The 13,122-nt window shown below is 60.5% G+C and carries 15 protein-coding genes and 2 pseudogenes; 10 read left to right on the top strand and 7 right to left on the bottom strand.

The features are described from left to right. The first annotated feature begins 118 nt into the window (after nt 1–118). The 4 genes and pseudogenes from AC1Y2B_RS22345 to AC1Y2B_RS22330 form a co-directional block, all read left to right on the top strand. Entirely contained in the window at nt 119–559 is a 441-nt protein-coding gene (locus tag AC1Y2B_RS22345; protein ID WP_463071618.1) for a JAB domain-containing protein, read from the top strand. A 107-nt stretch (nt 560–666) separates the two neighbouring features. Continuing rightward, the gene (locus tag AC1Y2B_RS22340; protein ID WP_482255339.1) at nt 667–1,185 is read left to right on the top strand and encodes a DNA repair protein RadC; all 519 of its coding nucleotides are present in this window, start codon (nt 667–669) and stop codon (nt 1,183–1,185) included. 145 nt (nt 1,186–1,330) lie between these two features. Further along, nucleotides 1,331–1,777, top strand: coding sequence for a DUF6878 family protein (locus AC1Y2B_RS22335; RefSeq protein WP_482255338.1), 447 nt, complete (start codon nt 1,331–1,333; stop codon nt 1,775–1,777). Between the two features lie 10 nt (nt 1,778–1,787). Continuing rightward, nucleotides 1,788–1,877: pseudogene (locus AC1Y2B_RS22330) on the top strand (DUF6915 family protein); the annotation flags it as partial. A gap of 148 nt (nt 1,878–2,025) precedes the next feature. Here the strand turns inward: AC1Y2B_RS22330 and AC1Y2B_RS22325 are convergent. Both AC1Y2B_RS22325 and AC1Y2B_RS22320 read right to left on the bottom strand, forming a co-directional pair. Further along, nucleotides 2,026–4,056, bottom strand: a complete 2,031-nt coding sequence (locus AC1Y2B_RS22325; protein WP_482255337.1) for a tyrosine-type recombinase/integrase — start codon at nt 4,054–4,056, stop codon at nt 2,026–2,028. Continuing rightward, nucleotides 4,053–5,213 carry a tyrosine-type recombinase/integrase gene (locus AC1Y2B_RS22320; protein ID WP_482255336.1) on the bottom strand — a complete coding sequence of 387 codons (1,161 nt, stop codon included), beginning with the start codon at nt 5,211–5,213 and terminating at the stop codon, nt 4,053–4,055. Before AC1Y2B_RS22320 ends, AC1Y2B_RS22325 begins: the two co-directional genes overlap by 4 nt. 78 nt (nt 5,214–5,291) lie before the next feature. Between AC1Y2B_RS22320 and AC1Y2B_RS22315 the strand changes: the two are divergent. The 6 genes and pseudogenes from AC1Y2B_RS22315 to AC1Y2B_RS22290 form a co-directional block, all read left to right on the top strand. Then, nucleotides 5,292–5,582 (top strand): annotated as a pseudogene (locus tag AC1Y2B_RS22315) (DUF6915 family protein); the annotation flags it as partial. A 1-nt stretch (nt 5,583) separates the two neighbouring features. Beyond that, nucleotides 5,584–5,778, top strand: coding sequence for a hypothetical protein (locus tag AC1Y2B_RS22310; protein WP_482255335.1), 195 nt, complete (start codon nt 5,584–5,586; stop codon nt 5,776–5,778). Nucleotides 5,779–5,850: 72 nt separating this feature from the next. After that, nucleotides 5,851–6,273, top strand: coding sequence for a hypothetical protein (locus AC1Y2B_RS22305; RefSeq protein ID WP_482255334.1), 423 nt, complete (start codon nt 5,851–5,853; stop codon nt 6,271–6,273). Next, entirely contained in the window at nt 6,266–6,910 is a 645-nt protein-coding gene (locus tag AC1Y2B_RS22300) for an antitoxin of toxin-antitoxin stability system (protein ID WP_482255333.1), read from the top strand. Before AC1Y2B_RS22305 ends, AC1Y2B_RS22300 begins: the two co-directional genes overlap by 8 nt. A gap of 66 nt (nt 6,911–6,976) precedes the next feature. Next, nucleotides 6,977–7,378, top strand: coding sequence for an MbcA/ParS/Xre antitoxin family protein (locus AC1Y2B_RS22295; RefSeq protein ID WP_482255340.1), 402 nt, complete (start codon nt 6,977–6,979; stop codon nt 7,376–7,378). Then, the gene (locus AC1Y2B_RS22290) at nt 7,375–8,076 is read left to right on the top strand and encodes an RES family NAD+ phosphorylase (protein WP_482255332.1); all 702 of its coding nucleotides are present in this window, start codon (nt 7,375–7,377) and stop codon (nt 8,074–8,076) included. The genes AC1Y2B_RS22295 and AC1Y2B_RS22290 overlap by 4 nt, the downstream gene beginning before the upstream one ends. Before the next feature lie 117 nt (nt 8,077–8,193). Here AC1Y2B_RS22290 and AC1Y2B_RS22285 read toward each other — a convergent pair whose 3' ends face one another. The 5 genes from AC1Y2B_RS22285 to AC1Y2B_RS22265 form a co-directional block, all read right to left on the bottom strand. Beyond that, entirely contained in the window at nt 8,194–8,985 is a 792-nt protein-coding gene (locus AC1Y2B_RS22285) for a hypothetical protein (RefSeq protein WP_482255331.1), read from the bottom strand. 18 nt (nt 8,986–9,003) lie between these two features. Then, a complete protein-coding gene (locus AC1Y2B_RS22280) occupies nt 9,004–9,213 on the bottom strand; it encodes a hypothetical protein (RefSeq protein WP_482255330.1) in 210 nt (69 codons plus the stop codon). Next, nucleotides 9,210–12,065: a class I SAM-dependent DNA methyltransferase gene (locus tag AC1Y2B_RS22275; protein ID WP_482255329.1), complete on the bottom strand. Its 2,856-nt coding sequence runs from the start codon at nt 12,063–12,065 to the stop codon at nt 9,210–9,212. Before AC1Y2B_RS22275 ends, AC1Y2B_RS22280 begins: the two co-directional genes overlap by 4 nt. A gap of 114 nt (nt 12,066–12,179) precedes the next feature. Beyond that, complete coding sequence (locus AC1Y2B_RS22270; protein ID WP_482255328.1) at nt 12,180–12,785, bottom strand: mobile mystery protein B; 606 nt, start codon at nt 12,783–12,785, stop codon at nt 12,180–12,182. Continuing rightward, on the bottom strand, nt 12,782–13,122 hold a 341-nt coding region (locus AC1Y2B_RS22265; protein ID WP_482255327.1), incomplete at its 5' end, for a helix-turn-helix domain-containing protein. The genes AC1Y2B_RS22270 and AC1Y2B_RS22265, both read right to left, overlap by 4 nt.

Below are 13,122 nucleotides of genomic sequence, written 5' to 3'. Positions count from 1 at the left end.
CCGACACAGCGACCGTCTGCATCCGCGACGGTCGCGCTTTCCTTCTTTCCAGCAGTACGCCACTGGCCCCGCCCGAGAGGGCAGGGTGCTTCGATGTGCGCAATTCAGCGAGACCCCCATGACCCCCCAAGAAGAAACCGTCATCCTTGAGGCCCGCGAAATCCTGGGCCGCTACCTCAGCCAGAACCCCGTCTTGGGCAGTTGGCAGGCAGTTCTGGACTATTGCGCCGTGGCCGTTCGCGGACCGGTCGAGCAGTTCCACGTCCTCTATCTCGACCGCAAGAACCGCGTCATCGAAGACGCGCTCATGTCGGTCGGCACGGTCGACCATGTTCCGGTCTACCCGCGTGAGGTGATCAAACAGGCGCTGATGCTGAATGCCAGCGCCCTGATCCTGATCCACAATCACCCGTCAGGCGACCCGACTCCGTCGGAAGCCGATCTCAGCATGACCAAGGAGATCCAGAAAGGCTGCAAGTATCTCGGCCTGACGCTGCACGATCACATCATCGTCGGCGCAGGGACCGAGCTGAGCTTGCGGGGTCTGGGCAAGATCTGACCCACCTCGGACCTATCCCTGCCGCCCCTTCGAGGAAGAGGGCGGCAGTTTGGTCTTTGACGGTCGAGGCGGGGAGAGCGGCTTCCCGCGCCGTCGGAGATCATCCCATGTTCGACCTCTCTCTCCCGGTTCAGCCGACTTCGCGCACCCATGGCTTCACGCATGGCCTGCAGAATGCTGTGCCGGATCCGAGCCTCCCCTTTGCGTTGACGCTGTCGCGCCAGACCCTCGCTGGTTCGATGTCCGGCGAGAACGCCCCCGCTGTCCTTGATCGTTTCCCGACATTGGCCGAGGCCATGCGCGGGGCAATTCGCCATGCCGAAGCGTTCGCGCCGGATGCGGCCCCGCAGCTTCTGGCGATCCTCGACCGAGATGACCGTCTGGTTCTCGCAGGTGCGGCCTGTGATGGCGCCGTCGCGTGGTGCCATCCAGTGATGAGCGCTGCCGAAGCGCGTGCCGTCGTCAGTGAGGCGAGCCAGCTACGCGCGCAGGCCGGCCGCGCAGCGGACTGGAGAGAGACCGATCTGGTGCAGCGCCTGCGTCACCACGCCGATCTTCTTGATGCTCGCCTCGTCGATCCACTGTGGCGCGCCTTCGCCGCGCGGGCGCTGCAGATCGCGGCGTGACGTCCCAGAGACAGAGGAGGGCAGGGGGGTCTTGCGAGCTTTGCCGGGTGAAAGAGATCGCCCGGCTGGCTCCGACCCTTCCCCCATTTCCGGAGAATTCCATGACACAAGCTGAACCCACCTCCCGGCGCCGATGCCGCCGTCCGTGGTCGACTTCGCGTCGGTGTTTGCGGCCCATCTAAAGCAGGCCGACCGCGAGGCCGAACTGCGCCCTGCCAACAAGGAGCGCCTGTTTGATGCGCTGTCCACCGCTGGCATCACCCATGTCACCGTGACCTTTGATGGCGAGGGTGACAGTGGCCAGATCGAAAGCATCTCCGCTTGGACGGGTGATGCCGCTGTGGAGTTCCCCGCCGTCGAAATCCCCTATGCCGCGATCACCTGGGACAACGCGGTGGCCGAGATGCGGCAACTGTCGCTTGCCGATGTCGTCGAGCAGCTTGCCTACGATTTGCTCGCCGACACCCATGGCGGCTGGGAGAACAACGACGGCGCTTATGGCGAGTTCTGTTTCGACGCCTCTGCCCGCTGCATCCACCTCGAGTTCAACGAACGGTTCACGTCGTCCGAACTCTTCACCCATGATTTCTGAGGGGGCGGCGATGGCACATCCTTACCACCACGCCCTGTCTTCGGTGAAAAAATGGGGCGGCACCGTGGAAGACTACCAGGCCATCCACGCATGGTTAGATGTTATCTGGACAGGCAAGGCTTTTCTCGACCTGTCGGGTAGCGATAGTCAATAGGAGGGGCCCCGCCGTCCGCTCCGCGCGGATCAAAGCGCTGGCGGTGCGGACGGCGGGGAGGTTCCTGTGGTCTATCGCTGAGACGCTGCGGAACTCACGATTCAGTCGGTTCATCCAGATCCACCAATAGCCGCTCTATGCGCGTCGCAATACCGTTGTGCCGTTCGATTTCGCGCTGCCAGCCCCGTTCTCTGGCATCTGTCGCAAGTGCCAGTTCGAGTTTCCGTCGTTCTCGAAGCCTGCCAGCGTAGGCCTTGCTGGTCACGAATTTTGCGCAGCTGAGATAGAGGTCACATTCGCATGGCCCCTCAGAAGGCAGGCGGAGACAGTGGCCAAGTTCCAGTTCTGTCTTGATAAAGTTCGTTTTCAGCCAGTCGATTGCCGAGCACGATAATTTTCCCGCGCGGATCGCTTCGGCACCGAGACCAGCGATCATCTCACCAGGGCCAAGTACGCTGCGATAGTCACGTAGAACTTCGGCATCGCTGATCCGTGCGTAAACCATGGACATGTGTGGCGTCTGATGCCCCAAGACGCTCATGATCGTGTGAAGCTTGGCACCCCGTTCAGCGAGTTGCGTGCCCACCGTATGCCGAAATCGATGGGCGGTAACTGTCGGCTTTCCATCTTGATCGACAAGGCCAGCGAGGCCGCACATCCGATTGAGGGGATATTGCAGCAAATAGTCTGCCGACATCCGCCCGCTGCGGCGAAAGAAGACGTATCGGACCAATTCGCCGGTCTTTTCATCCCGGATTGGGCGGTCGTTGGCTTCGATGCGGCTTTTGATCACGTCGCGCAATGCAGTGGCCGCGTCGTCATGCAACGGCACGAGGCGTTCCCGCATGGTCTTCCCCGCCGGGATCCGCAAGCGATATGTCCCGTCGGGATACTGATCCAAGCAGTCTAGGCGCAGCCGGACCACTTCACCCCGGCGCGCTCCCGACCAGCGTGCGATCAGCAGCGCTGTTCGCTGATATGCGCATTCAAGCTTCGGAAGCTGCGCCATCAGGCGTGACAACTGATCATCGGGAATGAACCTCGGCACGCGATGTGCGAGCTTTGGCAAGTCGTTCGGATCAAGAAGGGGGCGGTTTGGAAAATTGGGCCAGTCCCATGCTGCACCATCAGACAGAAATTTTGCAACTGTGCCGGCTCTGGCGCGACGCGCGTTTATGGACAGCGGTGCGCCGGTACGTGGTGCAATGTCGAATTGCAGGTGGCGAAGGTAATCGTTGAAAAGCTCTGGTGAGACATCGGAGAAGTTCAAAATGCTGGGTTGCCGCGTCGACAAGTAGGTCACAAAATGCCGCATCGAAACGGCCATGTGATCTACCGTCGGGCTGGCAAGACTGAGCCGCTTCCTGGCGATCCAGCGTTCCGCCCACTCCTGCAAGTCGGGCCTCGACGATGGGATCGCTTTGCGTTTGTCCTGAATAATCTGTGGGCGGGCAACATCGTTGCCGTTATGGAAGAGCAGTAGCTGCAGACGCCGGGTTTGAACCCGCCACCCACGTTGAAAACCTGCCGGAAAGTCTTCTTCCTCATTCCGGAATAGGTGAGTGTCATTCCGCGCCGCAAAGGCGTCGACACCGGCAATCATCTCGTCGAGATGGTCTTGGCGGAGGTCGCTAAACGATCGGATACCGGTGTGCATCGCTAGGCGTGGCAAGATGACATGGAGCGACCCTCGCATCCCGCTGGCGGAATAGCCGACCTTCTCACTTTCGGCGACCAGTTCGTCGAGTCCAACATAAGCGTTCAGCGGTGCCATCGTCTCAGCCACCCGCATGTTCCTGACAGCGAACAGAAAATCGTAGTCCAGCCGGATTCTGTCAGTCATCGCGGCGTAGTAAAGGTAACTACGTGCCCGAAAGCTGATCGGGTAAGTCGGATGTGCCTGCTTGTCGCCGCTCAGGCAGCCAATCCTGATGGGGAGAGGTGCGGCGAACCAGTCTCTGATGTCGGGCCAGCTTTCAACGAACATGGATCGGTACAGCAGCCGCTTGCGACGAAAACTGTCATCCATAGGGATGCGCGCCAGAAATGCCGCATAGTCAGCTTCGTCTGCGTGCTCAAATATGAGCGGCCGGTCGACTTCCGATTTTGGCGATACATGGGTCACAGAGGCTCTCCGTCCGCTGTTTGCGAAGGACGGTCCAGCCCCAAGGCGTGTCGATACTCGGCGACCACTACGGCGTCGGAAACCCTTGTGTATATTCTGGTCGATTCCGGCGAGGCATGACCCAATCGCTTCTGTAGTGTCAGTTCTCGCATCCCTGCCTCCCACATGCGCGTCGCATGGGTGTGGCGAAGGGCGTGCGGGGTCATCCACGGCTCACGGATCTCTGCGCGTTCACATGCGCGAGCGAAAAGTCGCGCCAGCGCAGAATAGGACAGCGGTTCTTGGCGGTTTACGCCTGTACCGCCGACCAGGAACACGAAAGGAACGGCAGCATCACCCGGCCGTTCGTGCATGACGTATGTGTTCAAGGTTTCCAGTGTCTCGCCATCATGCAAATCGACTACGCGCTCGACGCGGGACTTTGATCGCGCGCCCTTTGGATGATCATCGCGGCAGCGCACGAAGATGCGTCTGCGCCCGTAGCCAATATCGGCCAGGTGCAACCCGAGAACTTCTCCGGGGCGCAGGCCTCCATTCAGCATCAGCAAAACCAAGCTGCGATCTCGGAGATTGCGCGTGGCGGCCAATAAGCCTTCGACCTGTTGCTGACTCATCGGTCTTGGAAGCCGCTGCATGGTCTTCAGGCGCAATTCTCTGACCTCAGACCTCTGCCGTGAAATCCCAGTCAGAAACGGTCTATGCCTGTCGCTCACCCGCCAGGATGTTTGATCTTGCTTCTTCACGATCGGGTTTGCCCCGCTGAATGCTCCGGTGAAAATCGCCCAACGATAGAAGGCGTCGACCGCCACAAGGGTGCGATTGATCGTGGCGGCCGACAGTCCCTGTGCAACGGGCGACCCCTCACTCACCACAAGTCTGATCGAAGTGTCCCGGCGCTTGCGGTTGGCGGGCACCGATCGAAGGTGCCCCAGGAAGGCGGATGAGAGTTCAGGGGAGAAGGAGGTCCAATGAATTCCTTGGGTTGAGAGAAAGGTCCAAAGATGAATGAGGTCGCGCGCATAGGCGAGGGCGGTGTTGGGCGAATATGCCTTCGCCAGCAAGTAGGCGGCAAAACGACAGATCGGCTCGACTGGGTTGCCGTCCAAATCTGTCACCAGAATTGTGCCGCCATTAGCGGAACTTGTCAGTTTGAACATCAGCGCCTCAAGAGATTCCGGGGTTATGCCGCCCAGCATAGGGCAAAACGCCGCCGCTGGCATGCTGTCCACATAAATGACAGCTCGAAAGCCCATTCTGCGGACTTTCGCCACAGAGCCATGTTTCATCATTCGGCGGGAATTTGGCTTTCCGAGACCGTCTTCGGGCCGACGATCACGCTGTCGACCGGCAGGATCATTCCGACCCGATGGGTGGGCGAGCAGCATGTCCGCGAGGATCTTGGCTTCATTCCGAGCTTCACGGATTGGGTCAAAGCGATCCGGCCAGAACCCTGGATGGGCCGCACTGAAAAGATCGAAGCGCTTGTCGACCCTCATGCAGCGCCACTGGTCTTGGAGGTCCCCTGACATGAGCCGGGCCTACCTGGATCTTGGCGTCTCACCAGGAATCACGCCGCTCGCGATGCTGCGCATTGCCATCTCTCGCCTTCATCCCGACACGCTGGCCGTCCGCAGCTGGCGCGCTGCGCGCAAACGCTACTACCGCGAGCTATCGCAGGCTCATGCAGAGGCTCAGGCCCCGGCGCACGCCGACTGCGCATGATCGGCGTTTCTCGACCCGCATGTTCCAATCAGCCCGGCCTTTTGGCCGGGACTTCTCATTTCTGGAGGCACCATGGCCGACTATTTCACCCACTTTTCCTGCGCCCTCGACGTAGGCTCGCCCGAAAAAGCTATCGCGGCGCTTGATTTCTTGACCCGCCTGCATCTCGACGAGGAAGGCGCCGACGATCCAGAATACTCGGGCTTCGCCATGTCGCAGCAGGACGGACCCGAAAGTTCGATCCTCTGGTTCCATGACGTTGATGGGGAAGGCGATATCGAAGGCGTCACCCGCTTCGTGCTGCGCCTTGCGGATGAGATCGACCTGACTGGCCTCTGGGGTTTCGAAGTCGCTTACACCTGTTCCAGGCCCCGATTGGACGCCTTCGGCGGTAGCGCGCATGTCATTGATCTCGGTGCACGGAAATCCATCGGCTGGACCAGCACCCATGAATGGCTTGAGGCCGCGCTGCGTGGGGAGGACTTCGATGCCTAAGGTTATCTGCACCACGGCTTATCAGTTCCCGGAACTTTCTGATGCCGCCAAGGAGAAGGCCCGCAGCTGGTATCGCGAGGCCGCCGTCACCGACGATTGGTGGGATGCGGTCTATGACGATTTTGAGCGCGTCTGCGACATCCTCGGGGTCAGCCTTAAGACCCGGCCCGTTCTGCTGCTGGGCGGTGGCAGCCGCCGGAGACCCTGCATCTGGTTCTCAGGGTTCTCCTCCCAGGGCGACGGCGCATCGTTCGAAGCCACGGTCCGCCATGCCACAGCCTCCGCGCGCGAAATCCGCTCCTATGCCCCGAAGGACGTGACCCTGCACGGCATTGCCGATCACCTGCAGGGCGCTCAGCGGCAGAATTTCTATCAGCTCAGTGCCGATGTGAGCCATCGTGGGCGCTACTATCACGAATACTGCATGACCATCGACGTCACGCGCGAAAGTCCGACCGGGCAGGCGCCGACTGAAGGAAGTGAAGAGACCGTCGTTGAAGCGCTACGCAATCTTGCCTGCTGGTTCTATCGGCAGCTCGAGGCCGAATATGACCACCTCACCTCGGACGAGGTGGTCGATGAGGGGATCATCGTCAACGAATACACCTTCACCGACGCCGGGCGGCGGTTCGGGTGAGAAATGAGAAACACGGTGGGTTCATTTGATCTTTACTTTGGGGCCATATGGACTAAATTGACGTTGATGGAGGACGATATGCAGATCGCAGAGAAAATTGGGGAACCCGCACAGATCAACCTTGTCGCGTTGAAGGCCTATGCCCGTGTTGCCGATGCCTGGGGCCTCAGTCTGAAGGAAGCGGCGGCACTTGCCGACATGTCGGAGACGACGTGGAAGCGTGCCAAGAAGCCGGACTTCGCCGGAGATCTGACCAAGGACCAGCTCTTCCGATTAAGCGCCGTGATCGGCATCTACAAGTCGCTCGAGCTCTATTTCTCCGAGCCGCTTGCCAGAGGCTGGTTCACCCGACCCAATACCGGGCCGCTCTTCGGGGGCGGCCGACCGATCGACACCGCGATCGAAGGCGGCTTGCCGCAGATCCTTGCGGTGCGGACCTATCTTGATGCCTTGCGCGGTGGGGTATGAAGCAGACTGAGATTTCTGACCGCGGCCTCGTGCGTCTGCTGCCCGCTACCTACCACAAGCCGCCCTCACTGCGGGGCCTTGTCGATACCGATGACGAAATGGAAATCTTGGCCGAGATCGAGGGCTTGACCAGCGGCCGCCTTCTCGCAGAGCGTGGCCGCAACCCGCATCTGGATCCCCGGGAGCTTGCTTGGCAACGCCGCAGCCGGGATTTGCGCATTTATGGCGACAGTCACGTCAACGCGGCCTTCACTTACACGCGGACGGGCGGCAACCGGTTCAACACCGAGGAGCGCGGCGCCTGGTATTGCGCCTGGGACGTGATGGTTTCTGTCAGCGAGGTGGCGTGGCATCGGACGCGAGAACTCGGCTTTACGGGCTGCTTTGCCGACAGCGCCCGCTATGTGGAACTGTTGGCGGATTTCATCGGGGTTTTTGACGACATGACCGATGATCCGGGTCACCCTGCGCTTTATGCCGATCCGGATGTCGGATATCCTGAAGGACAAAGCCTCGCCCAGCATCTTCGCCGGTCGGGATCTCGTGGCCTCATCTACCCTTCGGTTCGAGCACTGGCTCCCGGAGGGAATTGTCTCGTCTGCTTCGAGCCACGCGCCATCCAGAACGTCCGCCCTGGAGCATCGTGGGACCTTGTTTGGGATGGGACCCCGCACTACTCGATTAAGCCTGTTGGTTGATCAGCCTGACTTTGTCGGCTTTCGCAACGTCAAATCGCGCGATCAGCGCTGTGCCGTGGTGCGCGCCTCCGAATAGAGCGTCATGGTTATTCCGCCTTTGTCCCAAGAAAGTCGCCATTACATTGAGACATAGGTCGAAAACAACGGATGGGCCCGGATCCGCCCCATCACCTCTTGCAAGGACAGTGTACCGTCCAGAAGGTTCATTTGCGGATCGTCCCAAGTCGCCTGAGGCAACGCCAACGCCACTTCGGCGAGGTGAAGTGCGATCCCGGCATATTCCGTTAGCAATGTGTGTCGGCAGCCCCGCATTCTGATTGTGTTGTCGAGATATTCGACATCGCTGCCCGAGGCTTCGCGTTTCCACCGCTCCAGCGTGCCAAGCTTTTCCTCTGCGGTCAGTTTCGAGGCAACTAGTATGGCAATTCCTTCGTCATTTCCCATGTGGCGGCTGCGGAAGTTCTGCATCATCCCGTCGTCGAAAGCGCCACCCGAAGGATGAAGATGGTCCAGCGCCAGGCCTAAAGGGGCGTACAGGAAATTCCGGATATTCCTGTTCCCAGTCCCGATGTTTCTTTCCACCACGTCTATCGCGTCGCGGTTGCCAAACAGATTGCTGTGACCGGCGGACAAGAAGGCCACTTTCCACCAGTAGTCGCCCCGAAAAAAGGTCGGGCGGTCCCAGAGTTCATGCATGGCCTCATTGAAGAGGGCGATGCTCGACTGTCCAAGGATTTCGGAAGCGAAGGTCGCGATAAAAGCCACCACCCCGGCGCGCATGTCCTGTTCCAGCGTCACCGGCGCTTGATCCAGATGTGCCATGAAGGCATTCAGTTCGCTGTGGAAAATCCGTTCGAGCACCTTGGCCGAGGTGCGCTCTGCGGGTGTGGACCTGAGATTGGCCTCCATGGGATACCGCCTTACCCTTCAAGTCGTCTTTGGGCTGCCATGCAGACCCCTGAGTTCCACCGCGCGCTTGACCTCGGGCGAATTGCTTTTGACGCCGAGCAAGAACGCCGCCCCGTCCAACAGTCGCCGGGCGTGGGGATCGTTCATCGTTGCTGCCTCTTCGTGCAGCCAAGTGATCAACTGGCGGGCAGCATCCTGATAACCGCGTTGGTATTCGCTGATCTTCATGGCTTGGCCCGCTCCTGGTTCAGCTTGAAGAGGCGGGCGAGGATTTCGTCTTCGGTCAACTTGCCCGCGCGCCAGTCGTCGCCCCAGCCGTAAGCTTCGGCCACGGCCTCATCGAGGGCGGCGTGGGCGTTCTGCAGCCAGGTAGGACGTTGGTTGTAAAGGTTGGTCAGGGTGCGCAGCTTCAGTACCTTGGCGGCGGCCTCGTCCTTCGGGAGGATACGGTCGGGGTAACCCGGCACGACCTCGGGGACGCGGATCACCTGGTCGGCGGGGTTCAGCCAGTTCTCACGGAGCTCGTTCAGTCGGGCGGCGGCGGCGGCGATCTTTTGGGCGTGCGGATCAGTGGCGTAATCGGTCGCTGGGATGTTCGGGGTCAATCCCCCGGGGAACGGGAAGGTCTCGAAGGTGGTGGAGGGGGTGTAGCGAGGATCGTTGCCCACCCCAAGGAAAGTGCCCATCCGCAGCGCCCAGAGTTCGTGAAACTTGGAATGCAGGATGCCGAAGGTCGTGTCGTCATCGCGGGCGATGACGGTCAGGTTTTTGTCCGGCAGGCGGGGTTTTGGCATCCAGGCGAAGACCCGGTATTTCGACACCTCCGGGGTCACAATAAAGCGCTCGAAGCTCGCAACGGCGGCGCGCATGTCAGGGCGCGCACGCCACAAAAGCCACCAGTTGTCGCGCAGCCAAGCAATGCTGTTTGTCGCACGCACAGGGCGGACGTTGGCGGCAAGGTGCGCGAAGGGCATCTCAAAGAGAGCGGCATCGGCTTCGGACAAAGTCAGCGGAAAGTCGATAAGCCAGATATCCTGCTGGCGGCGGGTCAGGTCGATGCCGTTCCAATAGGGCGCGAGGACTTGCGAATTCTTCCGCCCGTTCGGATTGGTCGGGGCCGTCAACATCTGCCGGGCCAGTTCGCCCGGGATGTTGAAATCGCCAGTCTTCTGGATGCCAACGAAGGACCGGCCGGCATTTTCGGTCAACCGTACGGCGGCTGTTGTGTCCGCCGACGATCCTGTCAGGTCGGAAAAGATGCGCGGGACCGTCTTGTTGTCGAGGCGGGCCTCGGTCCCAGCCGCGCGGTCGAAGCATACCATCGAGACCCGAACGGCGGCGCCATCTAAAGTCCAGTCTTCATCGCTCCAGGCCGTGAAGATCCGGCCGCCATCGACAATCGGTTTCAATGCCTCTCTGTTCGCGCCGCCCCGTATGGAATTCGTTGTGACAAGCCCCGCGCGGTGAAGGTTGCCGTCCTTGATCTGGCCCCACGCTTTGACGAACCAGAAGCACACGAGATCAGCAAAGTTCGACAGGTCGTCCGAATAGGCCGTTCGCAGCTTTGCGACGTAGTCGGGTCCAAGCTCCGCGAGGAGTTTCTTGCCGCCCAAGAAAGGCGGGTTGCCCACGACTACGTCAGCTTTCGGCCACTCAGCCCGGCTACCATCCAGGGCGAGGACAGCGTCGCGGTTCTCGATCGTGTTCAGGCTGCGCAGAACCGGGTTGCGGGCGGCTTCAAAACCGTTGCGGCGCATCCACTGGATCTCGCCGATCCAGACAGAGACCCGAGCGAGTTCGGCCGCATAGGGGTTGAGTTCAATGCCCAACACGGCCTCGGGGCCGATGCGGGGGAATTCGCGGGGCAAGCCCAAGGCCTCGGATTCCAGGTTCACCCGGTGCTCGAGATTCTTCAGCTCCAACAACGCCAGATACAGAAAATTACCCGAACCACAGGCCGGGTCCAGCACGCGGAAGGCAGTCAGGCGCTCCATAAAAGCGACACGCAGTCTGTTGGCTTCGTTCGTAGCCTTTGTCTTGGTGGCACCCGTGGAGGCGGCGGCCTTGACCAGCTCCGCCGCGATCTGCGCTTTGACCGCAGCCCATTCGGCCAGCAGAGGTTCGACGATGACGGGGCGGACGATCATCATGATCTTGTCGCGGTCAGTGTAATGGGCACCGAGCTGGCTGCGCTTGTCGGGGTCGAGGCCACGTTCGAAGAGGGTGCCGAGGATCGAAGGATCGATGTCGGACCAGTCGAGCTTCGAAGCCTCGATCAGGTCAAGTATGTCGGCTTTCTCCAGCGGCAGGGTGCCATCGGTGTCGAAAAGGCCGCCGTTGAACCATTCGATTTTCTTGAAGTCGATCCGGCCGCCCTTGCGCATGGCTTCGAACAGAGCGCGAGAGTTCGGCTCGAATTCGGCAGGGTCGATCCTGCTTGCATCGAGCATTTGTTCGAAGAGCTTGTCGGGCAGAAGGCCGACGTCCTCGGCGAACATGCAGAAGATCAGCCGGTTGACGAAATGTGCGACCGCGTCGGGCGCGTGGCCCCGGATCCGCAGGCGTTGGGCCAACGTGGCGAAGCGCTGCGCAGCCTCTTCGGTCAGGAGCTGGCGGGTCTTGCTGGGCTTAAGCTTCTCGGGATCGGTGAAGCAGGCACGAAGGAGGTCGCGTTTGCTGGCGTCTAGGAGGTCGTCGAGCGTAATGTGATGTACCTGCTGGACTGTGTTCGTCCAGTTGGTGTGAATGCGGATTCGGTCCATGTCGGACACGATCAGGAGCGGCGGGTTCTCCAGCGCGATGGCATATTGCTGAAGTTGCGAAAAGGCTTTGTCGAGGTCTTTGGCCTTGCCTTTATACTCCCAGGCGAAGCAGTTCTTGCGCCAGACGTCGGCCCAGCCTTCGCCGCCTGAGGTCTTGGATGCGCCCTTCTCGAAGGCAAAAAAGTCGCCCTTGGGGTCATCGCTGATTGGGTCCTTTATTCCCAAGAGGCGGCAAAGGTCGATGAAATGGTGCTGCGAGGCGGAGCGTTCTTTCAACTCGACCGCGTGCCATTTGGCGATGAATTCCTGCGGTGTCATGAGATACCCCTTCCTATACTTGCGGGCGAGTTAAGCGGGCCGGACTGGCAGGGTCAACGCGATTTCCTGGTGGAATCTTCCCATGCGTTTCTTTCATGGCTCGGCAGCAGACGGCTATCTTGCGAGTGACTTCACCAACGCCACCAAAGGATCGAAATCATGTTGGTCTGCCGCCCTGAGGGCCGCGATGTAGGCCGTGCGGTGCTCACTTTCGGCGTTGAGTGTCCCCTCCCCAGACCAGTCGAGGAAGACCTTCGGATCGATCCTCGCCAGATAGGCGTCGGCCATGATGCGGGCCCAACGACCGTTGCCATTTGCGAAGGGGTGGATCCAGACCAGCCGGTGGTGCAGCCGCGCCGTGGCTTCCAGCGCGTCAAAGGTCTTTTGATCGCGCCAATACCGGGCATCGTCGAGACAGGTCCGCAACTCGGTCGAGATGTGCCAGACCGGCACCCCGATGTTCTTCTCTGTGAGTCGAAAGACTCCCGCCCAATCCCAGATTTCGCCGAAGAGCCGCTTGTGGATTTCACGGACGGCAGCATCAGTCAGAAGGTCGAAGCTTTTCGAGCGACGGTCGAGCCAGGTCAGACCCGCGATGATGTTCTCGCCTTCGAGTTCGTTCAACTCGCCGCGCGTCGCGATGTGCTTGGCCTTGAGGCCAAGCAATTCGTCCGGTGTCAGTGGGGTCGCTCCGGCGGGTTCGTGAAGCTCGAGGGTCATTGCCAGAAATCCCGCCGCTCTTCGCGAATGATGTCCGCAGCCAGTTCCTCGACCATCTGGGCCTCGCTGCGCAACCCCTCGGTCTGTTCTTCCAACGCCATGTGGGCTCGCGTGCGCTGGATGATGCGCCGCGCTTTGGAACGGGCTTGGGCCAGTACGATCTCTTCCACCGGTCCCTCGCGCGGGATGATCGCATAGACGAGGCGGCCCCCCATGGCCTCGGCGATCTTTTCCAACTGGTTCAGGGAGATGGTTCCGGCCTGTTCGGTCTGAATTGCGGCGTAGATGTTGTTGCGTGAGATGCCGAGGCGTTCGGCGAGGGCTGGAGCATTCATCC

This window comes from Stagnihabitans sp. (assembly GCF_964946895.1).
The sequence above is the reverse complement of the archived record's forward strand: the minus strand, read 5'-3'. Positions and strand labels throughout refer to the sequence as shown.